Raw genomic sequence first — 23,721 nt, forward strand, 5'->3', positions numbered from 1 at the left:
ATGACAAAAGCCATGACAAAAGCCCGCCGGAGGCGGGCTTTGCGTATCAGCTAGTTACGCCAGCTCCTGGCGCTCAGAAGTTGTGCTGAATGCCCACGCCGTAAACGCGGATCACGTCATTGGCGACGCGGTTGTTCGGGTCCGAGCGGTCATAAAAGCCGTACAGCGACGTGCGGTTGCTCATCTTGTAGGAGTAACCCGCCTGGAAGCGCTTGAGCTTGCCCGCCGGATCGCTCTGGACATCCTTGCGGATGTAGTTGGCCATGACCTTGCTGCTCGGCGTGATGTCCCAGGAGGCGCCGATCATCTGCGCCGCCACCTTGCTGCGCGACAGCGCATTGCCCTGAAAGTTGTCACGGTTGTAGACCGCCCAGGCCCGGATATCCCCGAAGTCGTAGGAGCCCACCAGCATCCACTTGTTCCTGAAATCGTTGAGCAGGGCACCACCGCGTTTGCTGTCCCTTCCGTAGCCGACGCCCAGGCCCAGCGGGCCGCCGCCTTCGCCGTAGCTCAGCGAGACATCGGTCTGCTTGTAGTCGCTCTCAAAGCGGACCGGGCCGGCCGCGGTTTCCGGCAGGCCTTCACCGTTGAAGTAATGGCCGGCGCGGAAGACGAAGTTGCTGATCACCGGGCTGGCGTAGCCGATGGCATTGGACACTCGGGTGCGCGCGTTGAAGATGGAGGTGCCAATCGCGGTGGCGCCGGCATCGTGGATGACGTACTCCACGTTGCGGCCCAGGATCGCATAGATCGGCGTGCGGCTGGGCGCGGCCGAGTCGATGCGGCCGATATTGACCACACCGAAGTCGCCGCTGATGCCGACGTAAGAGTTGCGGTAGACGGGCGAACTTGACGCTCCGGTGTCCGAAGAGATTCCCATCTCCAGGCCAAAGAGCGCTTTCAGCCCTCCCCCCAGGTCCTCGGTTCCCTTGGCTCCGAACCGGGACGCGTTGCCCGTGATCAAAGTCTGAGTGACAGAGCCGGTCTTTGAGTTCTCAAAGCTCGTGTCCATCCTCCCGTAAATCGTCACCGTGCTTTGCGCCAGCGCGGCGACGGGGGCTATTGCGGTTATTGCGCCGGCGCCAATCGCAGCCAGGCAGGCTATCTTCAATTTCATTTCTCACTCCTGAAAGTTTTGTAAATGGCGGCGAACCATTCGCCGCCGCATGGGTGCTCACGGGCGCAGTTCGCCCAGGTCTTTCCTGCTTCCCTCCTCGCCGACCGTCATAAATCCTGAAAACTCGCTTGCTTTTTTGTATTGACTAGCGATACACTGTATCAAACAGCGTTACAACTAGATCATGAAGCGGTGATGACTGTCAAGAAATTTCGTGGCGCTGTTGCCGCGAATGCACAAGGTGAAAGCTGGCAAGGGCACTGGTTGGCCTCTAAATTGCGAGCAGTTGTGCGAACGTGACGTATCGGCGGGAGGCCTCCCGCTGACTGGAGTTTTTGATGAAAGTGACGTGCAATAGGGGGCCTGTTGCGGCTTCCCCGGGTGGAGGCCGCGGGCTCGAGCGAAGCGGCGCGCGATATGAGGGGTTGGCCCTTGTCGCGGCCAGTGATAAGGACGCAATCTGATGTTTGGCCCCATATTCCAGCGAATGCGCGACAGCCTGGTCGTTGTTGCGCTGATGTCTGCCATCGCGTTTACGGGCATTCACCTCATTGGCGACCCCATACACCTGCTCGTCAGCCCGAATGCTTCTACCGAAGAAGTAGAGGTGGCGGCGCGCAGCCTGGGGCTGGACCGGCCGATTTACGAGCAGTACGCGCTGTTTGTGAAACACGCGGTCGAGGGAGACCTTGGTAAATCATTTGTCTTCAACCGGCCGGCACTGGGAATTGTTCTGGAGCGCATGCCCGCAACCCTGGAGATGGCGTTTGTCGCGCTGATACTGGCGCTGGCCATCGGTATCCCTCTCGGACTCGTCGCGGGCTTGATGCCGGACTCCTGGGTTCACAAGCTCATTGCCGGATTTTCAATCGCGGGGGTGACCATTCCCACGTTCTGGAAGGGGCTCATCCTCATCCTCATCTTTTCGGTGAACCTCGGATGGCTTCCGTCAGGCGGGCGAGGCGACACCGAACAGCTCTTCGGCATCGCCTTCAGCTTCCTGACATGGGACGGCCTCAAGCACATGATCCTTCCGGCGACGACGCTTGCGATATTCCAGATTGCCATGGTGATCCGCCTGACGGAGACCGGAACCCGCGATGTGGTGCAACAGGAATACGTGCGGTTTGCGCGCGCCAAAGGCGTGTCCGGGTTAAGGCTCCTGGCGAGACACATCGCCCCGAATGTGATGATCCCCGTTGTCACCGCCGTCGGGCTCGAGTTCGGTCACCTCATTGCCTTCTCCGTGGTGACCGAATCGGTCTTTGCGTGGCCAGGCATGGGCAAACTCATCATTGACTCGATCCTTCATCTCGACAGGCCGGTTGTCGTGGCCTACCTGATGGTCACCGTTCTTCTGGTGGTCTCCATCAACCTTCTGGTGGATCTCCTGTATGTGATTCTTGATCCCCGGCTCAGAGCCCGCAGCAAATAAAAATGAGGTGACCCCATGATCCAGACCGAATCATTGAATCCGGAAGAAAAACTGGCGGACCTGCCAGTGGCGCAGCCGGCACAAACCCCGTGGAGCCGGATCCGGCGGCAATTCCTGCTCAGCAAAATTGCGTTGGTGGCGCTTGTCGTCTTTGGGCTGCTGCTCATCGTGGCACTGGGCGCACCGCTTTTCTCACCGCAAAATCCGTACGACCTGGCCGCCGTATCGATAGTGGACGCGGAACTCATCCCAGGTGCGCGCAGCGAAGCGACCGGAATGCTGCATGTCCTCGGCACCGATGGCGCCGGACGGGATCTGATCAGCGCAATCTTCTACGGGCTTCGCATCAGCATGGCTGTCGGCCTTCTCAGTGCATTGGCCGCACTTTGTATCGGAACAACAGTGGGCCTGACGGCCGCCTACTTTGGCGGACGTGTTGATTCGTTTTTCATGCGGATCGTTGACTTGCAACTGAGCCTGCCGGCCATCCTGATCGCGCTGGTACTTTTGGCATCGCTGGGCCAGGGCGTAGACAAGACCCTGCTGGCCCTGATCATTGTTCAATGGGCGTACTACGCCCGCAACGTGCGCGGGGCCGCGCTGGTGGAGCAACAAAAAGAGTATGTGGAGGCAGCGATGGGGCAAGGCCTGCCCCCCAGGCGAATCATGTTCAGGCACGTGCTGCCAAACTGCATGGGAACGCTCATCGTCACGGGCACCCTGCAGACGGCACACGCCATCAGCCTGGAGGCAACGATGAGCTTCCTGGGCATAGGGCTCCCCCAGACAGAACCTTCGCTGGGGTTGCTGATTGCCAATGGATTCGAGTACATGCTCACGAACAAATACTGGATCTCGGTCTATCCGGGGTTGGCATTGGTGCTCCTGGTGGGGTCGATCAACCTGATCGGTGATCGTCTGCGTGTTGTTTTCAATCCCAAGCTGGATCAGGTATGAGCACAAGTGCGTTAAAGGTCAATGGGCTCACCACCCATTTCGAGACCAAGGCCGGCGTCGCCAGGGCGGTGAACGACGTTTCCTTCTCGGTCGGGCAAGGGCAAATCGTTGCCTTGGTGGGCGAGTCGGGATCGGGAAAGTCCGTGACGGCCATGTCCCTGATGAACCTGGTGGATCCTCCCGGTCGAATCGTTGCCGGTGAAATTCTCCTTCGGGGAAATAACCTGCGTTCCGTCTCCGCCCGCGAATGGAACAGGATTCGGGGTAAAGAGATGGCGATGGTTTTCCAGGACCCCATGATGTCGCTCAACCCTGTCATCCGGGTGGGAGACCAGTTGACGGAAACCATCCGGATTCACGCCAAAGTATCCCGGTCAGATGCCACGGAGCGCGCATGCGCCGCGTTGGCCGCGGTGGGAATTCCGGCGCCGGCCGAAAGGATGCGCGCCTATCCGCATGAACTCTCGGGTGGCATGCGCCAGCGAATAGCCATCGCAAACGCCATCGTCAACGAGCCGGCCGTGATCATTGCCGACGAGCCGACGACCGCCCTCGACGTCACGATCCAGGCGCAGATCCTTTACCAGATCCGCAAGCTGACAAAAGAGCGTGGAACGGGACTGGTATGGATAACGCACGATCTGAGCGTGGTGAAAGACCTCGCCGACTACGTGTGCGTGATGTACGCCGGCCGGATCGTCGAGAAAGGCGCGGTCGCAGACGTGATCAGGTCGCCGAGACATCCTTACACACGCGGCTTGATCGACTCATTGCCCAAGTCACAGGATCGCGGTTCCCTGCTCAAGCCCATTCCAGGAAGTACGCCGCCCCTGCTCAATCTGCCGTCCGGTTGCGCGTTCGCACCCCGCTGCAGCCGGGCAACGCAAGCGTGCACAAAGATGCCCGGCCTGACCCGGACAGATGACCGGGAGTTTCTTTGCTTTCATCCCTATACCACCCACAACTCATGACCACGATACTTGAAGCGGCCAATGTCTCGAAACGGTTTGGCGCCGCGCAAACCTGGAGCGGGCAACTGGCGCACAAATTGAAGCTGGCTCGCAAGACGCCCAAACAGGTGTCCGCAGTGAGTGACGTCAGCCTGCAGATCGAGGCGGGAGAGGTGGTCGGCCTGGTGGGCGAGTCGGGCTGCGGCAAATCAACCTTCGGGCGGATTGTGGCGGGCATTCTGGAACCGTCCAGCGGTGACGTTGTGGTCCACCAGGTGCCGGGCAAGCCCTATCTTTCGGATGTTCATCGAAACGTCCAGATGGTCTTTCAAAACCCCTATGGCTCGCTCAATCCGCGGCTGCGTGTTGATCAGCTGCTCAGCGAGGCGGCCATCTATCACGGGTTGATTTCTGCCAAAGACAAAGCCCCCTTCGTGCGGGGTCTCCTGGAACAGGTGGGTCTTGACGCCAGTTACGGCGAACGCTATCCGCACCAGTTCTCGGGTGGGCAGCGGCAGCGAATTGCGATCGCAAGGGCGCTGGCCCTGAAGCCATCGCTGGTCGTCTGCGATGAGGCCGTTTCCGCGCTTGATGTGTCCATCCAGGCGCAGGTTCTCAATCTTTTCCAGAAGCTCAGGCGAGAGCAGAACCTTGCCTACCTGTTCATCAGCCATAACCTGGCCGTGGTGGAATACCTGGCCGACCGGGTCGCGATCATGTACCTCGGCCGCATCGTGGAGCTGGCCAAAACAGAGACGCTCTTCAGCCAACCCAACCACCCCTACACAAAGGCGCTCATTGCCGACGCGCCGCGCATGGACGCGAAACCGCTGACGTACAGGCCGATTGCGGGCGAGATGCCGAGCCCGATGAACGTGCCCAGTGGCTGCGCGTTTCACCCCCGGTGTCCGCATGTCATGCCCATTTGCCGGGAAGTCCGGCCGGCCCTGATTGAGGTCGCGCCGTCGCAAATATCGGCCTGCCATCTGAATACCACCACTTCAAAAGCTGCGGAGCCCTGACACCAGGGTGCCGCCTTGAGAGTGCGCCAGGAGGGCTGGCGCGCCGCGCATTCCCGATGCATCATGACGCCCATGCCCTCCGCATCCGCATCCGCATCATCCGCCCACCAGGGCCGTGTCTTCGGCTCGCCGTGGGCGGGCATCTACGCCACGCAGATGGAAAGCGCGCGCCACTTCGGCCGCCACTGGCACTCCGTCTATGGCGTAGGGCTGATGGAGCAGGGCGCGCAAAGCTCGGCCAGTGGCCGCGGCCCGGTTGATGCTTATGCAGGTGACGTCATCATGTGCAACCCCGGTGAAGTGCATGACGGCCGGCCGTTGGGCGGCCCTTCGCGGCGCTGGCGCATGCTGTACTTTGAGCCTGCGGTCATCGCGTCCCTTGTGGCTGATGCGGAAGACACCTCGCGGGCCACTGACATCGAACTCACGCGCCCCGTCGCGCGGGACGTGCGCCTGCGCACAGCATTGCAACACCTGCTCGGCCACCTGCAGCAGTGGGACGCCGGTGCGGGGCGCCGCGGTGCAGATCCCCTCGCGTGTGAAGAGGCGCTGGTCCGCGCCTGTGCCTTGCTGCTGCACCGTCATGCCGTTTCACCTGTCACGCGATCGCAAGTCTCATCGTCCACCTCACCTTCTTCGCCTGAGCTGCACCGCGCCCGCGACCACCTGGCTGCTGATCTGCTCGCCCCGCCCACATTGACGGAGCTGGCCCGCACGGCCGGCCTCAGCAAGTTTCAGCTGCTGCGCCGTTTTGAAAGGGCCTTCGGCCTCACGCCCCACGCCTGGTTGCTGCAGCAGCGTGCCGAGCGAGCGCGCGACCTCATCCGCAGCGGCGCCGGGCTGGCGCAGGCAGCTGCGGCCTGCGGCTTTGCCGACCAGAGCCATATGACGCGGCTGTTCGCCCGCCAGTTCGGCTTCACGCCCGGCGCCTGGCAGCAGGCCATGGCCAAAAGCTCGCTGCAATAACGTTCAAGACGGCTGGTGCGCGCGGCGGCATGCTGGCCGCTGTTTCACTTTTTAAAAAAAGGCCGTCGCGCATGTTCTTCCGCCATTCCCCGGCCATCTGGGCCGACTACCCTGAGCTGGTGCCCGGCGTGCTGGCCGCCACTGGCATCACGGCCGATGCAGACGTCTCAGCCCAGGTTGCCCGCTTCAACGCCATCGCTGCCACCCGTCTGGCCACCAACGCTGAAGGCGAGCTGCCCGAAGTGCAGGCCTGGCGTCGTACCTTTTCAAAAATGGGCCTCAAGCCCACGCAATACCGCTGCGCATCTGAATCACTGCTGCGCCGCTTCCGCAAGGAAGGGTCGCTGCCGCAGCTGCACCCGCTGGTTGACCTGTGCAACGCCGTGTCGATTGCGTTCGCCATTCCCGTCGCCGTGTTTGACGTGGCCCGGGTGGCGCAGCAGCTGGAGGTGCGCTACGCCACCGGCGCTGAAAGCTACCAGGCCTTCAGCGGCGAAACAGAAAGCCCCGAGCCGCACGAAGTCATCTTTGCCGACGCCGCCCAGCCGCCCGCAGCCCACGCCCGCCGCTGGACTAATCGGCAAAGCGGCCTCTCGGCGGTCAGCGCCGCCACGCACAGCGTGCTCATCGTGGCCGAGGCCCTGCACGCCGCGGCGGCAGATGACGTGCGCCGCCTCATCAGCACACTTGCCACCGAGCTGGCCGCCGCCTGGCCGGCCGCGCCCGTCACCGCGGTGCTCAGCAGCACCGCGCCGCAGTTTGATTTTCCGGGTGGATAAAGGTCGCAGGGTCTGATTGAGGTCTTTTCAAGGCATTTTCAGGCATAAAAAGTGGCTGCAACCCAATAAGAATGTGCGCAAGCAGCTATTAATTTGGTAGCAACATGGGGCCGTCCTCCCCGCCCGGCGTTGCTGCCGCCCTGCGTTACCCCGCGTCTTTTCCGGGCACGGTGAATGCCTGAAACCAGAAGCTGGAAACTAGAAGCGAATGTCCACCACCGAGCCTTTGCTCACCGCTGACGAAATGGCCAGCGACCATTTGAAGCGCTCGCAGATCCGCTTCGTCAAAAACAGCCCCAGCCCCCGGCCGCCGCCGGGCTTCATGGACGTCTGCAAGGCCGCGCTGTAGCTGCGCGCGGCCTCCACCGCGTCGAAGCCTTCGCCGGAGTCGCTCACCCGCAGCCTTTGCGGCGTGAGGCTGACCGTGACGTCCCCCTTCTGCGTGTTCTCGGCCGCATTCCTCAGGAGGTTGGCAATGACGATCCTGACCATCGCTTCCGGCGCATTGACAGAAAGGCTCACGCACTCCACCAGCACATAGCGCGCGGGCTTGAAGGCCAGCAGGTGCTCATGGTCCTGCATCAGCTCCTGCAAAATCAGGTCGACCCGGGTGGTCTCCACCCTTGCGTTGCCATCCGGCTCGCGCGACAGGTAAAGCAGGGCGCCCATGGTTTCGGTCAGGTTGTCGACCGTGCCGCGAATCCGGTCCAGCGGGCCTTTGGCCTGCGTGGGCAACGCCTGTTTGGCCAGCACGTCCACCGCGCCGCTGATCACCGCGACCGGGGTGCGGAACTCATGGCTGGCCTGGTCCAGCAGGCTGCGTTCCCGCTCGATGAAGCGCTCCACCCTTTCAAGGTGGCGGTTGACCTGTACCGCGATGTCGTGCAGCTCCGCCTGCGGGTAGTCAACCGACAGCCGCTGCGACGGCTGTTCCGGGTCCAGCGCTTCCATGTGCTGCGCCAGGGCCCTGGCCGGCTTGCGCAGGCTGCCGTGAAGCCACAGCAGCGTGGCGCCCACCAGCGCTAGGTTGACCAGCACAAAGATCAAGCCCCCGATGCCGACCTTGTTCTGCAGCTGCTCGATGTCGGTCATGTCAATGACCGTGACCACGCGGCCGTCCGCGACCGGCGTGACCAGGGCCGCGTAGTCGTGCTCGTCAAACCGGTCCAGGTCCTGTTCGCTGTAGAACCCGGCGGGCAGCGTGGCCAGGTAGGGCGGCATGTCGGCGGGCAAGGCCGTGCCGCTCTTGAGGTGCCATCCCTTGTAGGCGCCCTGTGTCGGCAAAGGCACGGGCTGCTTGCCCGTGCTGCCGGCAATGTAATGCTGGGTGGTCGAGCGCAGTATCTGCTCCCACACCGGGTGCGTGATCATCACCTGGCCGAAGCCGACCGAGACAGTGACGCCCAAAGCCAGCAACACCCCGAAAGCGACGAACAGGGCGCTGATGCGCCAATGCAGGTCGAACATGCGCCGTTTATTCGCCATCCTGCACCCGCAAGCTGTAGCCCTGCCCGAGCACGGTGTGCAGGATTTTCGGGGCGCCCTCGCCATCGACCTCTTTGCGCAGCAGGTGCATGTGCGACCTCAGGATGTCCTTGTCCAGTGTGCGCTCGCCCCAGATCTGCGACTCCAGGTGTTCGCGGCTCACGACGTGCGGCGAGCGTCGCATCAAGACCTCCAGTATCTGCCGCTTGATCGGCGACAGCGACAGCTCGCGGTCCCCCCGGGTCACGACCAGCGACTGCAGGTTGAAGCGCAGGTCGCCGACTTCCAGCACCTGCCCCGGGGCCTGCGCCGCATGGCTGCGCGTCACCAGCACCCGCAGCCGCATTTCAAGTTCCGGCAACGCGATGGGTTTGACGAGGTAGTCGTCGGCCCCGGCTTCAAAGCCCTGCAGCTTGTTGTCCAGCTGGTCTTTGGCCGTCAGCATGATCACCGGCGTCCTGGACTTGAGTTCGCCCCGAAGCTGCGTGAGCATCGTCAGGCCGTCCATGCGCGGCATCATCCAATCCAGCACGATCGCGTCGTAGTGATTCGCCTGCACCATGCCCAGCCCCGATTTGCCATCGGGCGCGGCGTCGGGCTTGTGGCCGCAGGCTTCCAGGTAGTCGTAGATATTCGCCGCCATGGGCGCGTTGTCCTCGACGATCAGGATGCTCAAGGGGCCTTCAATCATGTTCATCTCGGTCCTCTATCTCGGTCGCGTGGTGGCGCGGCGGGTGTCAGAATTTCCTCGAAACCCCGACAAAAACAGAAGTTACTCCATTAGCGTCCCTGTCCACCAAGGGGCTGTTGCGGATCTTGTTTGGCAGCGCGCTGTAAGACAGGCCGCCCGCCAGAATCCACTTGTCGGCAAAGGGCCGCATCACCTCAATACCGACACGCGGAATCACCGCGCTGCCCGGCTTGTAGTTCACCACACCGCGGGCGACTTCCGTGTCCAGTGTTCCGTAGTAATAGTTGGCCAGCTTGGCCGAGTAATGGCTGACCGCAATGTTGGGCGTGATCGTGGTTGACCCCCACTGCAGCGGATAGCCGTATTTGGCCGAGGCCTCGTAACCCTTGCTCGTGCCCGACACATCGGCCTTCAGCGCCAGCTCCACCACGCCCATCTGGCCCTTGAAGGACCCGGCAATCCCCAGGTCCAGGCCGCCGTCGCGGTCTTCCAGCAGGTTGCGGTTGATGCCCCGGGCCGCAAGCTCGGCTACGCCGAAATCATCTTTCTTGATGCCGCCCAGCCGGGCGCCCAGGGTGGCATCGAATGTGAAACCGTCGCGGCTGAGCAAGTGGTAGCCACCGCTGATGCCGCGCCAGAAGAACTTCTCGCCCTGGTAGCTGATCAGCGGCACCGCGCGCAGCTTCGTGCTTTCGCCCGCGTAAATGTCGGTTCGGGCCGCCACGCCCACACCCAGGCCCCAAGGTGAAGCCCCGGGCTCGGGCCTGGGCTGCGCATAGGCGCCCGTAATGCCCGTAGCGCCCGTGAGCGCCGACAGCAACACCACACCGGCGGGAACAACAACAGATTTGCGCTTCATAGGGAGATTTCCTCTTGGACGGTTTTTGGAAAAAGGCCGCCGGCGGATCGCCAGGCTGGACGCACTGTGCCGCCCCCCTGTCGCGGAGATGTCGCGGCCGGATGCGGTGTGGAAGCACGCATCGCGACATCCCGGCGACAGCCAGCGCCGACCATCACCGCCTTTGCTTTCCTTTTCCCTTTTTGAAACCGGACCTCTCAGGATGACAAAACGCCAAGCCCGCCCTTACGCCGCACCTTCCCCGGCCGCCAAGCCCGCAGCCCGCGCCGAAACAAACCCGCACCCGCTCAAGCGCGACCCTTCCGCCACGGCCGCGCTGCCGCTTTTTTCGATGTTTTTTTTGGGCGCATGGACTGGCAAGCCCGGCGCGTTGCGCGGGCGCAAGCGATGAGGAGGTGATGCCGGGAAAGGTGGTGCGCGGGCTGCGGGTCCGCCAACCTCAATGCGCAATCGCAATTTTAAGTGGCTACAGCCCAATAAGGCTGTGCGCGAGCAGCTATTAATTCAGGAGCAAATCGCGGCCGCCCACGGTAACCAGCCGTGGCCTGCTTTGAGTTACTTCTCCGTGCCGGGAAAGTACGGCGCGCCCTGCATCGCCGTCAGCGGCAGATAGAAAGTTTTCACCGGCGCCAGCGGCGCATTGCGCACCACCACCTTACCCAAGGCTGCGGCGGCTTTGTCCTGGGCCTCTTCTTCGCTGCCCTCTTCGGCCGGGCGTTTGGCGCCCGGCACCAGCGCCGGCCGTATGCAGGCCGCGCGTATGCCTTCAAGGATTTCGCCCGGCAGCTCGTCGCGTGTGCCAAAGCGGCTGCCGTCTACATGCAGCACGCTGCCTTTCAGCGTGGCAGACAGGTTCAGCGGCGGGTTGCCAAACGACTGGTCGTAGCCCACGGCCAGCGTGTTCGCATCGCCGCGCCGGTACTGCACCACGCGCAGCCGTTTGGGCTGGCGGTTGGCGTCCACCTCCACGTCGCCTATATAAAAGTAGCGCACCTGTGCCGCCGGCAGGGGCGGCAGCTTGTAGCTGTCAGACCAGTTGCTCTGGTCTTCCTTGAACAGCGGGCGCAGCGTGGTGGGCAGCGCGTCGTTGCCGGAAGTGGCAAACACGGCAGACGTTGCGTTCGAAAGCGAATAGCCGTGAAAGTCAAACGCCACAGTCTCCTTCTGCTCAGGCACCTGCTTGCCAAAGGCGGGGAAGATCGCGCCGTTCTGCCGAACCTCCTGCAGGCGCACGCCGTTGCCTTCGGCCTTCCAGCGCCCGCCGGCCAGCATGTCGAGCGAGCCGCCCATGAAGGTAAAGCAAAAAGTGTTGTCGTCCAGCAGCATCAGCTGCGCACGCGAATCGACCGAGCCCTGCGTGTAGCCGCCCACATAAGGCTTTTCAGCCGCAGTCAGCGCGTGCGCGCCGGCCATCGGCAGCAAGGTGAGGGCGAAGGCGGCAAGCGTGGTGCCAAGAGGCTGGGAGATGGAGCGCATGGGCAGTGAGTCCGGTGGGGGTTGAAGCCAATGAATGTATTACAGCGGGTGCCCTGGCTGCGCCGGTATCAATAACAGCGCTGCGGTGCGCGGCAGTGGCCCCGGGGCGAAGGAGGCAGCCCTGTTGGGCTTCTTCAAGCATAAAAAGTGCCTGTAGTCCAATAGGAGTCTGCGCGAACAGCTATTAATTTGGTAGCAAATTGCGCCCGCCGCAGCGACACATCCAGCCTACTTGTCTTCAGAAAAATACGCCGCGCCCTGCAGGGCCGTCAGCGGCAGATAGAAGGTTTTCACAGGCACCAGCGGTGGCTGTTTCACGGACGTCGCGCGTCCGGCCGCTATTTCTGCGGCTTCTTCTTCGCTGGGGCGCTTGGCCTCAGCCAGCGCGGGCCGTATGCAGGCCGAGCGTATTCTTTCCAGTGCTTTTTCCGGCAGCTCCTTGCGCGGGCCAAAGCGGCTGCCGTCTACATGCAGCACTTCACCATCTTTCAGCGTGGCAAGCTGGTTCAGCGGCGGGTTGCCAAACGCCGGGTTGTAGCCCACGCGCAGCGTGTTCGCGTCGCCGCGCCGGTACTGCACCACGCGCAACTGTTTGGGCTGGCCGTTGGCGTCCACTTCCGCGTCGGCGATATAAAAGTAGCGCACCTGCGCCACCGGCATGGGCGGCAGCTTGTAGCTGGAAGACCAGCCGTTGTGGCCGTCCTTGAAGAGCCGGCGCAGGCTGGTCGGCAAGGTCTCGTCGGTGCCCGTGGCAAACGCGACCGACACCGCGCGAGACAGCGAATGGCCGTGAAAGTCAAACTCCACGGTCTGTTTCTGCTCAAGCACCTGCTTGCCAAAGACGGGGAAGACGGAGCCGTTTTGCCGTACCTCTTGCAGGCGCACGCCGTTGCCCTCGGCCTTCCAGCGCCCGCCGGCCAGCATGTCGAGCGAGCCGCCCATGAAACTAAAACAAAACGTGTTGTCGTCCAGCAGCATCAGCTGCGCACGCGAATCGACCGAGCCCTGGGTGTAGCCACCGACATACGGCTGTTCAGCCGGGGTAACAGCCAGCGCGCCGGCCAGCGGCAGCACGGTGAGGGCGAAGGTGGCAAGTGTGGTGCCAAAAAGAGGCCGGGAGCTTGGGCGCATGGGTATCCAGGTGATGTGAAAGGGTGAGGAAGGCAGTGAATGTATTACAGCGGTTGCCCAGCGGCGCCGGGCTCAATGCAAGCAGATGTCAGCGCGCGGACTAAGGCACTAAGGCACTAAGCGCGAAGCCACAAACGCCAGCCCCGCCAGCCCGCTCCACAGCAGCGCCGTTACCAGGCGGTTGCGTTCGTTTTCATGGTGCGTCATGAAGAGATGGCCCAGCAGCCAGGTGATGCCGTTAAAGCCAAACAGCAAACCCACCAGCGCGGCCGTGCCGGCGTACACGCCATGCATCCACAAGGGGATGGCCATGAAAAGGTAGCTCAGGCTGCGCGGCGAAAGAATCAGGTACAGGCCCAGGTAAAGCGAGATCTCAAAAATCGGAATCGCCACCAGCGCAGCCACCAGCCGCCAAAGAAGGCCTTCGCTCTCGTCCGACGGGGAAGGCCGTTTGCGCAGGTAAGGGGGTCTAGCCATGGGGTGGGACTATAACTGCGTGGCGTGGCTTCACCAGCAGGGGCCGCGGTCCGGCTTCGCCGGCCGCAAGGCGCCCGTCCCCTGCAAGGGGAGAGGGGGCTACACGCAGTGAGCCCCAACAGGGGTGTGTCAGTCCCTTCAGGGGTGAGCCAATTTGCGGAGCTGAAGATGCGCCGCATCTTCCAGATCCAAAGGCTGCTGCTGCTTGGCTTTTAAATAGCGGTTGGTAAACACATCCAGGTAAGCCTCCAGCGTTTGCGCCGCATGCGTTTCACCGGCCAGCTCCAGGCACAGGGCGGCCACTTCAGATGTGCAAAAGTGCGTGTCGCGCTGCGAGCGGCGCAGCTTGTAGCGAGAGAGCTGCTCGCTCTGCAAACTCAGCACCGGCAAGTGGTTGAGGTAGGGGCTCTTGCGAAACATCTTTCGCGCCTCGGGCCAGGTCGCGTCGAGCAGCACAAACAGCGGGCGTTTGGCATTCTGGCTATCTGTTGAGTCGGCAGGCAACACATCCGCCACCACCCGCTCAGCCGCCACAAACTCGCCCGGAAACACCAGGTAGGGCTGCCACTGCGGATCCGCCAGCAGGGCCAGCAGCGCAGGGTCAACCTCGGTGCGCGCCCACTCAAACGCAAACGTGTCCGCCACCACGTCGGCAATCAGCCAGCCCGTGTTGCTGGGTTTCAGCGCCTCGATGTCGGCCATGACCAGGCACACACCCGCGCGCGTGGGCACGCTGGGGCGCAGGGCGCACATGCAGTGGCTGGGCATCAGGCGACAACCGGCGCAGCGCACATTGCGCGGGCCGCCGCGGGCCAGAAAAGGTTTGGAGGCGCGCGCCAGCCGCGCGGTGCGCAGGCGCGAAACTGCGTGAGCGGCTGGGGAGGTGGAAGTCATAGGCAGAGTATCGCCAAATCGCCCCAGGCCACTTCAACTCCAGCCTGCTTCAGCAGCATCAGGCCTTCTCAAGCTCCTGTTTCGCATGGGTTGCGCCCGGCCCGTTCGGTGCCAGCTCCAGGTAGTTGCGAAAGGCCTTCTTCGCCTTGTCGCCATCGCCTGCGCGGGCATGGGCGTCGCCCAGGTTCAGGTAGGCAATCGCACGTGATGGGTCCATCTTCACGGTGTTCTCAAACCAGCGCGCCGCTTCCTTGAACTTGTCTTGTTTGAAATACACAAACCCCAGGTTGTTGGCGGCCAGTGCAAAGTCGGGGCGCAGCTTCAGCGCCTCGGTGAACTGGGCTTCGGCTTCGGCATACAGCTTTTCTTTATAGAGCTGCAGGCCGCGGTCATTGGCGCGCTGGGCCAGTTGCCGAGCCGAGCTGGGCACCGCCAGCGGCGTGGTGATCTTTTGTTCACCACCCTGCAGGTCTTTCACCACCACGGTTGCCGTGGGCGGCGCCGTCACCGGCGCATCGCTGCCGGCTGTGGGCGCCGCAGCGGGCGGGCGTGTGGCGTCCAGCTTGCTGTTCAGCGCAATCGCATCGCCAGACAGCTGGCTTGTCTGCGCGCTTAAAAACTCGGCCTCTGCCGGCAGCGCAAACACAAAGTCGCCGCCTTCCGAGCCCGGCAGGCTGCCAAAGGCCGGCGTTTGCCGCGACACCGACGCTACGGCCGGCGCCACATACGCGGCCAGCTCGGTGGCCGTGATCAGGCCGTCGCCGTTCAGGTCGGCCTTGCCGCCCATCGCCTGCAGCAGCGTCCAGGTAAACACCGAATGCCCGTTCGGCCCGCCGTCGGCTACCAGCTGGTCGGCGCCGCCGGCCGTCAGCATCTGCCGGCCCAGGCGCTTCGCGTTGTCGCGCAGAAAGTTGCCAGAGCCCGCGCCGCGCGTCAGGCCCAGCCCGCTGTAGCAGGCGTCCATCACAAACAGCACATGCTTGGCCGTCAGGCTTTCCGCAATGTTCTGCAGCTCTGTCATCGGCACCGCGTCCGTCGCGATCTTGTTCGGGTCTGAATCTGCCGGAATGATGTAGCCCAGGTCGCGGCCAGAGCTCAGCTGCCGCGTGGCGCCGTGCCCGGCAAAGAACACGAACAACCGGTCGTTTTTCTTCATGCCGCTGTGCGCCAGCTTGTCGTGAAAGGCGGCCAATATGCCGGTGCGCGTGGCCTCGCGGTTTTCCAAAGAAATCACATGGTCGGCCGCAAAGCCAAAGCGCTGAATCAACGTTTCGCGAATGGCACGCGCATCACGCACCGCGTATTGCAGCTTGGGCCAGCTGGCGTAGTCGTCAATGCCAATCACAATGGCCCACGAGTCGCTGTAGCCCGGGTTGGCCGCCTGCGGGGCGGGCGCCACGCCCGAGCCCTTGGCCACGGTAAAGCCGCTGCCGTCCCAGCTGGCAAACTGGTAACCGTCGGCCACCAGGCGCTCCAGAATGGCCGGCAGCGCCTTCACCGTGCGCTCATGAATGTCATGAAACAGCACAATGCCGCGGCCTTCTTTTTCGACCGACTTCAGCACGCGCTCCACAATCGAGCTGGGCACCGGGTCGGCCCAGTCGAGCGAGTCAATGTTCCACATGACAGAGCGCAGGTGCGCGGCCGACAACACGTCCAGCCCTTCGTCGTTGCGTGCGCCATACGGAAAGCGAAAGAGCGGCGAGCGCCGCGCATCCACCGCTTTCAGCAATTCATCAGTGCCCAGCATTTCAGACTTGAGGCCCGCGCCATTGAGCCTGGAAAGCTGCGCATGCGTCATGCTGTGGTTGGCCAGCGTGTGGCCCGCTTCCAGCAGCTTGCGGCTGATGTCTGCGCGCGGCCCCAGCTTGGTTTTGCCGTCGGCGGCCACCGTGCCCAGGTTGCTGCCCACCTGAAAGAAGATGCCCGGCGCGCCGTACTGCTTCAGGATGGCCGCAATCTCATTGGTGTAAACACCGTGCGGGCCGTCGTCAAACGTCAGCACGATGGTCTTGGGCGGCAGGCTGTAGCCAAACACCTCGCCCTCTTCCTCGTCTTTGCTTTTGCGCGTGGTGGGCTTGGGCAGTGCGTAAGGCATCACCACGCCAAAGTCTTTCAAGATCTGCTCACGCGTGTAGCGCTTCTTCAGGCTGGCAACGTAGTCTTCCCAGCGCTCACGCTTCAGCTCAATCGCACGCGGCTCAAAGCGGCCGAATATCAGGCGAATTTCTTTTTCGTAGTTGCGCTCAATCTCCACCAGCGCATCCAGGTCTTCACCAATGCGCTTGTGCAGCTTGATGGCCGGCAATGACGAGTCTGCCGCCACACTGGCCTGCAGGCTGCGCAGCAGTTCCCGAAAAGCCAGCCGGTCTGCGTCAAAGAGGCCTTTGTCGCTTTCCACGTAATCCAGAATGCCGGCAATCGCATCAAAGCGTTGCGCACTGCCAGAAGCCACCAGCGCCGCCAGCTGCGCCTCAATCTCGGCCACCCGCGCACGGTTGTCATGAAACAGTCCCTGCCCCACCTGGTTGGCCATGGCCCGCTCACCCGCACCCAGTTTCTTCTCATCAGCAAACAGCACAATGATTTTTCGGTAGCTGGCCAGCAGGTCTTGCATGCCCGTCAGGATCTTGCTGGTGTCGAGTGGCGAGGCAGCCAGAGCGGTGGCAGGCGGTGGTGCGTCTTTCTTGCTACGGTCAGAGTCAAGGGTAATGACGATGGCGGTGGCCACGACCAGTAACAGGGTTCCTCCGGCTGCGGCGAGGGCGATCTTGGTTTTATTGTTCATGGGTTTGTTTTTATTGAGCCCGGGGCTGGGCTTTTTCCGAATCTACCATTCGGTGTGGCGCTACTAGCTCGTATTGCTGGGTGTCAGAGGCTCAATGTCGACCAAGACCAGACACACATCTGCACGCGTGGCCACAGTGGGGCGCAAGGCCAAATGCGGTTGCCGGGGATCAGTCGGCAATCGACGCAGAGTGCGCTGTGTGGCATCCGGAAAATTGGAAGCGCCGTTTTATTCAAAAAAATCAACGGAAGAGTTATCTTCTCGACTTTCCAGCTTTTCAGCCAAACCACGCCAATCGAAACTTTGAGCTTCTTCAGTTCCGAATGCTTTCAATGCATCCATTGATCGCATTAACCAGGGTGCGAATGATTGCATGACGGAATCGACAAAACCAACGAAATTCTCAAACTGAGCCTCTATAGATTCGGGTTTACTTTTTGTCTTAATAAAAGTCGGTAGCGACTCGAAAATTTCGCGTGTCGACCTACCAGAGAGCCAGAAGCTCACTACGCTCGCTAAGTCTGCGCATTTCAAGAATTGTCGATGACTGTCGCTTTCGCAAATCTTGATGAGATAGTGATTGCTCTGCTCTGGTACGCCGGCAAATTGCTTAAGCGCATTCGCCACCAGCTGGATTGGATTTGAAGACAACGTCTCTTCATTTAAGAATTCGACAAGCTTGCGTACGGTCCCGGGAGAAAAACCACTACGATTGGCGGCAACACCAAGTTCAGTTAGAGAAACTGGGCTATTTCGTACGGCGAATGCTCCTCCCACTGCTGACGAGTCCAGCATTTCGTTAAGCGCATTGGTAAATAGCAGTGCCAATTTATCCAGGCTACCGCTATTTGCAGCGTAAGAGGCACCAGCTAGCCTGGAAACAATATCCTCAGAATGAGGGTTCTCAGGAATTGCGGCCATCAGTTGTGAGGAGAACGCCGCCTTCACCGCCTGCGTTTCTCGTTCTTCCATGTTTTCGTCAACGTTGGCGATGGAAGAATTTAACGGTGAATTGTCAGTCAGAATTTTGCTAATCGCAGCTACGCGCTCGTTTGGATTACTTAATACAGCGCCGTTTGGCCCAAGCAAGCTCTCGAAAAGTACGGTATCCCCCTCTGAATATGATCCCGCGCGTCCACTTCGGCCCGCGATGTTTCGGAAGGTAAGAGGGTTGATTGGCGGCGCACCAGCGTAGACGCCGCGAAGCCAGTGGGACACGAGTGTCCATCGGAATGGCAAGTCGGCTCCTTCCGCTAGGGTGGTAGTGGAGGCGACGAAAGTTAGGTCACCATCTCGAACCGATTGCTCGACCCATCTGCGCACTTCAAATGGAAGAGTTGAGTTGTGATAGGCCACACCGGCCCGAATCATGCTTGCCAGTCCAGAGAGCCAAGGATGATTTAACTCCACTCGAGCCGCAATCTCTGTCAACCGGATCTTGCTGGTATCTGAAGCAACCACCGTCTCTGCTAATGCGGCAGCAATTCTTCGAGTATCGATTCGACGGGGACATACGATGAGACCTGGGCCATGCAATCGTGTGGCGAGGTCTTCTGCGATTGCGGCGATATTGCGACTTGCAGCAATAGAGTCTTTGTCAGGGACGTACTCGCCTCTAAACGGGACAACCATCTCAGGTAAATTAATTTTGATCGACCCGCTACTAGGAGTACCAAATTGAGCCCCCGCGGGCCGCAACGCGTCGGTGGCATACATCCAAGTCATAGTTCCATCGGAGCGACACAAAGCCAATCGACGCGCAGTTGGTCGCCACCCTTCTCTATGAAAATCGGAAACAGATACGGCTAGCCAATCTCGAAGCCCTCGTGCTTCCGCGAGAACAGCCGATAAACATACTAGCCGGAAGGCAGCCCCGGCATCCTGCAGAAGACGCAGCCTGGTAATGGTGCCCTCCATGCGCGCACCTCGAGATCCATTTTCTATGCAATGCAGTTCATCTAGAACTATGATCTTCAGTCGAGCTTTATCAGTTGTAGTTCGCAACCAACCGTCAAACCGTTCAGGCGTTGCGACGAGTATTTGTTTGGTATCCGGATCTGCGGAAGGAAACTCGCTCTTAAAGCCTCCAAACATTGCCACAACCTCAATATCCTCTGCCATGTGACTTTTGAGGGCTGTAAGTACTTGATCTCCAATGGCAATGTACGGAGCAACGTACACAGCAATGCCAGTGGATTCGGCCAACGCAGCGGCAAGGCACGCTTCCGCAAGCAAAGTTTTTCCTGTGCTGGTCGGTAGATTTAACAACGTATTTGTTTTTGACTGTGCCAAACCTTTGTCAGCAAGAAGCTTTCTCTGTGGTGGTAACAACGTCCAGCGCCCGGCATCGATTAATCTGGCAATGAATGAGCTTGGGAGTTGAGGTACCGTATTTTTCAGATTCGCTATCGCTAACCGAAATCCTTGACGAAACGCAACTGCTGTAGAAAACATTAGTGCCGCATCACTCGCATTTGGACTTACAGCGAAACTCCTTAGTAATTGCTCTGATGTGCCCTTAGCGTTTTCAACGACAGTTAGAAGTGCTCGCTTCCACGATCTGTAGAAAAGCACTTCATCTGTGTTGTTGTCTGCGAATTTGATGATGTCTTCGATAGCGGCGGGATCGCAGACCGCCCAAGCCAAGCGACGAGCTGCTGTTAATGTTCTGTAGACCTGATTCGCGGCCAGTACAGAGGTTCGGGCACTGGGAAAGTTCCCATGCATAGCGAAGGCAATACCTGCGTGCATAGCTAAGCCGTCTGCACTTTCAAGAAACGACGCATCGCTACTACGAAGTTCGTCCGACACCGCCAAGAGCGTTCTTGCGGCTGCGATTAGAGGAGCTGCTATTTCCTCCAGCTCAAGCGAGGCTAACTCATCTTCATTTGCATACCCATCGAATGAACCTACGCAATACAAGGCAACTGAGACGTCTCCTCCTGCAGTAGTTTCGCCAGTCGGTTTCGCTCCTCTAGCACGAGCCGCTGCAGCCGCGGCATTCATGCGGAAATTAATGTCTGAGGGAATCGTGCTCATGGCTCAAAAGACTTGTTCTGAGCTAGGTGTAAGAAGCCGTCGTTAAGTCTAGTTAGGCCGATGCTGATTGGAAATATGAGTGAAACACTCCATCCTTGGGCACCGATTTTTTTCTTAACAGTTGATAGCCTGAGTGCAGGGTCAGAGTTTTTCAGCTCGTGAACAAGGGTGGGTAAGAAATACACCTTGCTGCATTTCGATGGGTCCGGGTGAGCCAGAAGCTGTACGCGCTCAAGAATTAATCTATCGGTGATTCCGTACGTGTCGCGCATCCGCGCTTTTAACGCTCTCACCCTGGCTTGTAAGTTCAATGACGGATCTACAGATTTCAGTTTGTCGTAGTCGGTAACTAGTGCGTCAGCATAAGTAAGTGCAGATGAGCCAGTAGTTTTTATTTCCTGAATCATTAATTTGTCTGCTGCACCTGTGAGGTCGGTGCCGAGGAACAAGTAACAGATGTCTAGGCCGGCTCCAGAAATTCTAGAGAGAGGAGTATCGGTGTTGGAGTAAAAAATATACCAACCAGATCCAACATCTTTTTTTGTTACGTGAAAGGCTACGAACTCCCCAATGTTTCCCTTAATTCGATCATTGAAGTCTTCCGCTTTTGGCAACCAAGCCGCAGTTGTATCTCGCAGAAGATCCAATATCCACTCATACGCGGCTGCACAGCTTGGATCACCAACATAATTTCGCACTTCGCCAGTTTGGATGGATTTGAACATTGGTGCACTATGTCGATGTCGCGATATCAAGGAGCACTAGGACCTCGACGATGAGCGCGTAAGTAGGTGTGCTGGGACGATAGGTGAATAAGGTGGTCATTGTTTGGGGTCGGCTTTTGCCTGATATGGAAGTACTGCCGCATTGAAAAGATTCGCGCGGAGATTCTGCTCTTTACGGAGGAGTGCTCGCATGGGTTTGCTTAGATAGGTGACACGTTTGAGTTCGGCCTCGGTAAGGTCGCCGTAGCGGGCAACAACCCCATCTATGGACTGCAATTCGACGGCGGACAAGTGAGAGCCTGTACCGAATGTGTCCAAGTTACGTTGAGAATTAAGCCGTAACCACACAACTCCTTTAATCCGTTCTATTACTAGGCCGGGAATAAGGTTGGGCAACTTTGCTATGTGCAAGTCTACGCAATAAGGCCCGTCTTTCTGTCTGACAACATATGAATTGGTGATTCGTTCACTGGTGGCCTCCATGTGTGCGATTTCGGCCAGAAAGTACAACTTATGAAGCGCGAAGTAGCTCATTCCCTCTGGCTGTTTCTCTAATAGTCTGTTTGTTACCAGCGCCAGTTTCTCAGTGCCGCTTCGTGCTCCAGAGCGCGAGCTCTTCGCGGATCTTTTGGCACCGCCTACTCTTCGCATCGATTCGGCTATAAATTGGTAGTCGGCAAGTTGATTGGCAAAACTCCTATGCATCATGGCCCGTTGTCCAGGGTGATATATCGGCAGCAACCTCTTGCCAAACCAGTTGTTACTCGTTCGAACGTTCCCTCTTAATGTTAGCGAATGCTGCTCAATCATTGAGCAGGCTTTCAAAGCAGTGGCTCCAAGTGTTACGACGATCTCTGGTTCTAAGATTTCTAGTTGCTCCTTTAAGAAGCTGGCGCAATTTGAAATCTCCGTTTGTGTCGGGGTCGAATTATTTCCTTGCTCATCTTTGGGATTACAAAGTACCGCATTGGTAACGAACACCTGATATCGACTGATTCCTACTTGCTCTATAAGTGACTCAAAGTTATGTCCAGACTTATCGCCGTGAAACGGAAGATGAGAGCCGTCCGCACCGAGCCGTCCCGGAGCTTCTCCGATAAAAACAACCTTGGCATTGATAGGTCCACATCCCAAGCCAAGTACACGAGCGCTACCGTTCATGCGTGGACATCTTTGACAAGCCTGGACGCGTTCCACTAGGTTTAGGAATTCGGACTCTTTGATGTTTTTCATTTTTAAGCCGCCAGCGACCTAAGAGTCTGTTGCGTGCTGTCGTGATAGGCATGAACGGAATGGCAGATCAGCTTGCCGGGATGCTTCCCTGATTGATCGCAGATAAATTGAAGCAACCGACCAAGGCCGATGAAGTTCCCCAGTACCTTATTAAAGAAGTCGTGATTTCGATACACAACGACCAGGTCGATTACGTTGTCTGCGCCCCAAAGCAACTCTCCGTAGTGCCAGCATGGCCCTCCTCGGGTTCTTGGCGCATCTACAACCGGAGAAGAGAGATGAAACACTAGCCCAGTTGTACTGCGGGTGGGCCAAGTACGGAGCTTTTCAATGACGCGTTCTAGTTGGTTTACCTCTGTAGGGGGAAAGCGGATGAGCCGCTCGAAATAGGTTCCCCAGGCGTGTCTTCCTCCTACCCAGTGGTGACTCCGGTCGTGCCGCGTTAGATACATTGCGTAGAGGGCTGCTCTGTCCGCTGCGCGGATAGCTAGCTTGTCAGGGAAGATAGTATTCGCGACATTACGAATGTCATCTCCCAACTCTTTAAAGCGATGTGGCGAATGATTAACAAGCCACGATGAATCGATCACACACGGTTGTTCTATGGTCGTCAGGAGATTGTTGATCTCTCCTCCATTCGCTAGCAACGCTGCTGTTCCCGCACGCCAGGCCTCCAAAGCGGTAGCGCCGTCAATGGTCGGAGCACTCATGATGCGTTCCCCTTAGAGGTGGACGGTCGCACATGTATCGTTTGAAGATCGAGATCAACCACCACGTCGCCGCCATTGCTTTCTTTCAATGCCGAGAAAGCGGCATACCCCTGATTGATAGCCTTCTGCCACTGTTTGGCCGTACATGCTTTCACCTCAAGCCCATTAACCATGCGCCGGATAGTTTTCAACAGGGCAATGTCTATTGACGACGTGTCTGTGTAGAACCCTCGCTCCTGTGCTTGGTTGAATATCAGAATGGAGACGGCTTCTTCGATGATGGCTGCACGGGCGCCGTCCTCTACTTCATCAATTTTGGAGTTGGACTTGCGTTTGTGCTTTAGCAGTGACCGGGTAACTGGTGACCAACCTAAGATGGCGGCATACGCTAAATGGAAGACATCATGGTATCGGTAGCCGTCGTCTTCGTGCGCGTTGTCTGTTAGGGCATCTCCGATCACAACATCATTCACTGAAATTTTTACGTACACACCGCGATCAAGTGGTTTTTCATAAAAATTGACAACAAACTTCCTGGGAAGTCGTTCATCTGTTGGATAGCCTTCGTCGAAGACAATTACTCCACCAGCCGTATAGAGAGACTCTGCTTTCTCGGCATTTGCCTCAGCGATTTCTTGGAGTGGAATTTTGTACAGCGATGCCAGGCTCGTTAGATACCAGAGCACATCCCCAAATTCTTCTCGAAGTTCGGTTCGAAATGAAGGATTATCTTTTTGAAGCAGGAGCTTTTTCATCATGCTGTGCAGATCGCCGATTTCTCCCACAAGGCCCATCAATGCCACGGTGCGCTGCCTGCGCTCATCGGTTCGCTCCACCATTTTTTGATATGCGGAAAATGTCGCCATTTTTGCTGGCGTTGAACTTCCGTTCCCATTTGCTTTAGGCATATCGCGATTCCTATAAGAGTGCGGGGCAGCGTTAATCCAGGGAGTCACAAATTCGCTAACACTTTGTGACAACCATGAT

Annotated in this window: 21 protein-coding genes; 7 read left to right on the plus strand and 14 right to left on the minus strand. The window is 59.1% G+C overall.

All coding sequences use genetic code 11. The annotated features are described in order from the left end of the window. Positions 1 to 73: 73 nt before the first annotated feature. Positions 74 to 1,117 (minus strand): porin, encoded by a 1,044-nt coding sequence (locus tag AC1DVV_RS22120; protein ID WP_477702697.1) that lies wholly within the window; start codon positions 1,115 to 1,117, stop codon positions 74 to 76. Between the two features lie 463 nt (positions 1,118 to 1,580). Here AC1DVV_RS22120 and AC1DVV_RS22125 point away from each other — a divergent pair, with 463 nt between their 5' ends. The 6 genes from AC1DVV_RS22125 (at position 1,581) to AC1DVV_RS22150 (ending at position 7,226) form a co-directional block, all read left to right on the plus strand. Then, complete coding sequence (locus AC1DVV_RS22125; protein WP_477667688.1) at positions 1,581 to 2,552, plus strand: ABC transporter permease; 972 nt, start codon at positions 1,581 to 1,583, stop codon at positions 2,550 to 2,552. A gap of 15 nt (positions 2,553 to 2,567) precedes the next feature. After that, positions 2,568 to 3,509, plus strand: coding sequence for an ABC transporter permease (locus AC1DVV_RS22130; RefSeq protein ID WP_477667689.1), 942 nt, complete (start codon positions 2,568 to 2,570; stop codon positions 3,507 to 3,509). Further along, a complete protein-coding gene (locus tag AC1DVV_RS22135) occupies positions 3,506 to 4,480 on the plus strand; it encodes an ABC transporter ATP-binding protein (protein ID WP_477689763.1) in 975 nt (324 codons plus the stop codon). The genes AC1DVV_RS22130 and AC1DVV_RS22135 overlap by 4 nt, the downstream gene beginning before the upstream one ends. Continuing rightward, positions 4,477 to 5,481 (plus strand): ABC transporter ATP-binding protein, encoded by a 1,005-nt coding sequence (locus AC1DVV_RS22140; protein ID WP_477702699.1) that lies wholly within the window; start codon positions 4,477 to 4,479, stop codon positions 5,479 to 5,481. Before AC1DVV_RS22135 ends, AC1DVV_RS22140 begins: the two co-directional genes overlap by 4 nt. Before the next feature lie 63 nt (positions 5,482 to 5,544). Then, the gene (locus tag AC1DVV_RS22145) at positions 5,545 to 6,447 is read left to right on the plus strand and encodes an AraC family ligand binding domain-containing protein (RefSeq protein ID WP_477702700.1); all 903 of its coding nucleotides are present in this window, start codon (positions 5,545 to 5,547) and stop codon (positions 6,445 to 6,447) included. A 71-nt stretch (positions 6,448 to 6,518) separates the two neighbouring features. Next, the gene (locus tag AC1DVV_RS22150; protein WP_477702701.1) at positions 6,519 to 7,226 is read left to right on the plus strand and encodes a B3/B4 domain-containing protein; all 708 of its coding nucleotides are present in this window, start codon (positions 6,519 to 6,521) and stop codon (positions 7,224 to 7,226) included. Between the two features lie 198 nt (positions 7,227 to 7,424). Here the strand turns inward: AC1DVV_RS22150 and AC1DVV_RS22155 are convergent, their stop codons facing one another. From AC1DVV_RS22155 to AC1DVV_RS22165, 3 genes are read right to left on the minus strand one after another with little or no spacing between them, the layout of a single operon-like run. Further along, positions 7,425 to 8,693 carry a sensor histidine kinase gene (locus AC1DVV_RS22155; protein WP_477702702.1) on the minus strand — a complete coding sequence of 423 codons (1,269 nt, stop codon included), beginning with the start codon at positions 8,691 to 8,693 and terminating at the stop codon, positions 7,425 to 7,427. A 7-nt stretch (positions 8,694 to 8,700) separates the two neighbouring features. Next, entirely contained in the window at positions 8,701 to 9,408 is a 708-nt protein-coding gene (locus AC1DVV_RS22160; RefSeq protein WP_477702703.1) for a response regulator transcription factor, read from the minus strand. Positions 9,409 to 9,448: 40 nt separating this feature from the next. Beyond that, positions 9,449 to 10,261, minus strand: a complete 813-nt coding sequence (locus AC1DVV_RS22165) for a MipA/OmpV family protein (protein ID WP_477702704.1) — start codon at positions 10,259 to 10,261, stop codon at positions 9,449 to 9,451. Positions 10,262 to 10,463: 202 nt separating this feature from the next. Here AC1DVV_RS22165 and AC1DVV_RS22170 point away from each other — a divergent pair, with 202 nt between their 5' ends. After that, positions 10,464 to 10,652, plus strand: a complete 189-nt coding sequence (locus AC1DVV_RS22170) for a hypothetical protein (protein WP_457282012.1) — start codon at positions 10,464 to 10,466, stop codon at positions 10,650 to 10,652. A gap of 164 nt (positions 10,653 to 10,816) precedes the next feature. Here AC1DVV_RS22170 and AC1DVV_RS22175 read toward each other — a convergent pair whose 3' ends face one another. The 10 genes from AC1DVV_RS22175 to AC1DVV_RS22220 all read right to left on the minus strand — a co-directional run bounded on the left by AC1DVV_RS22175 (position 10,817) and on the right by AC1DVV_RS22220 (position 23,642). Beyond that, on the minus strand, positions 10,817 to 11,737 hold the full coding sequence (locus AC1DVV_RS22175; protein ID WP_477702705.1) for a hypothetical protein: 921 nt from the start codon (positions 11,735 to 11,737) through the stop codon (positions 10,817 to 10,819). A 228-nt stretch (positions 11,738 to 11,965) separates the two neighbouring features. Beyond that, on the minus strand, positions 11,966 to 12,868 hold the full coding sequence (locus tag AC1DVV_RS22180) for a hypothetical protein (RefSeq protein WP_477702706.1): 903 nt from the start codon (positions 12,866 to 12,868) through the stop codon (positions 11,966 to 11,968). Between the two features lie 108 nt (positions 12,869 to 12,976). Then, positions 12,977 to 13,345, minus strand: coding sequence for a hypothetical protein (locus tag AC1DVV_RS22185; protein ID WP_477702707.1), 369 nt, complete (start codon positions 13,343 to 13,345; stop codon positions 12,977 to 12,979). Between the two features lie 138 nt (positions 13,346 to 13,483). Beyond that, positions 13,484 to 14,239: a tRNA-uridine aminocarboxypropyltransferase gene (locus AC1DVV_RS22190; RefSeq protein ID WP_477702708.1), complete on the minus strand. Its 756-nt coding sequence runs from the start codon at positions 14,237 to 14,239 to the stop codon at positions 13,484 to 13,486. Between the two features lie 58 nt (positions 14,240 to 14,297). Further along, positions 14,298 to 17,027 (minus strand): polysaccharide deacetylase family protein, encoded by a 2,730-nt coding sequence (locus tag AC1DVV_RS22195; protein WP_477707253.1) that lies wholly within the window; start codon positions 17,025 to 17,027, stop codon positions 14,298 to 14,300. A 228-nt stretch (positions 17,028 to 17,255) separates the two neighbouring features. Next, complete coding sequence (locus tag AC1DVV_RS22200; RefSeq protein ID WP_477707254.1) at positions 17,256 to 20,066, minus strand: DEAD/DEAH box helicase; 2,811 nt, start codon at positions 20,064 to 20,066, stop codon at positions 17,256 to 17,258. Beyond that, positions 20,063 to 20,791: a hypothetical protein gene (locus tag AC1DVV_RS22205; protein ID WP_477707255.1), complete on the minus strand. Its 729-nt coding sequence runs from the start codon at positions 20,789 to 20,791 to the stop codon at positions 20,063 to 20,065. Before AC1DVV_RS22205 ends, AC1DVV_RS22200 begins: the two co-directional genes overlap by 4 nt. A 96-nt stretch (positions 20,792 to 20,887) precedes the next feature. Then, positions 20,888 to 22,024 carry a uracil-DNA glycosylase gene (locus AC1DVV_RS22210; protein WP_477707256.1) on the minus strand — a complete coding sequence of 379 codons (1,137 nt, stop codon included), beginning with the start codon at positions 22,022 to 22,024 and terminating at the stop codon, positions 20,888 to 20,890. Positions 22,025 to 22,026: 2 nt separating this feature from the next. Further along, positions 22,027 to 22,734 carry a thymidylate synthase family protein gene (locus AC1DVV_RS22215; protein WP_477702888.1) on the minus strand — a complete coding sequence of 236 codons (708 nt, stop codon included), beginning with the start codon at positions 22,732 to 22,734 and terminating at the stop codon, positions 22,027 to 22,029. Then, entirely contained in the window at positions 22,731 to 23,642 is a 912-nt protein-coding gene (locus AC1DVV_RS22220) for a MazG nucleotide pyrophosphohydrolase domain-containing protein (RefSeq protein ID WP_477707257.1), read from the minus strand. The genes AC1DVV_RS22215 and AC1DVV_RS22220 overlap by 4 nt, the downstream gene beginning before the upstream one ends. Between the last annotated feature and the right edge of the window lie 79 nt (positions 23,643 to 23,721).

This window comes from Polaromonas sp. P3_B4 (assembly GCF_056402835.1).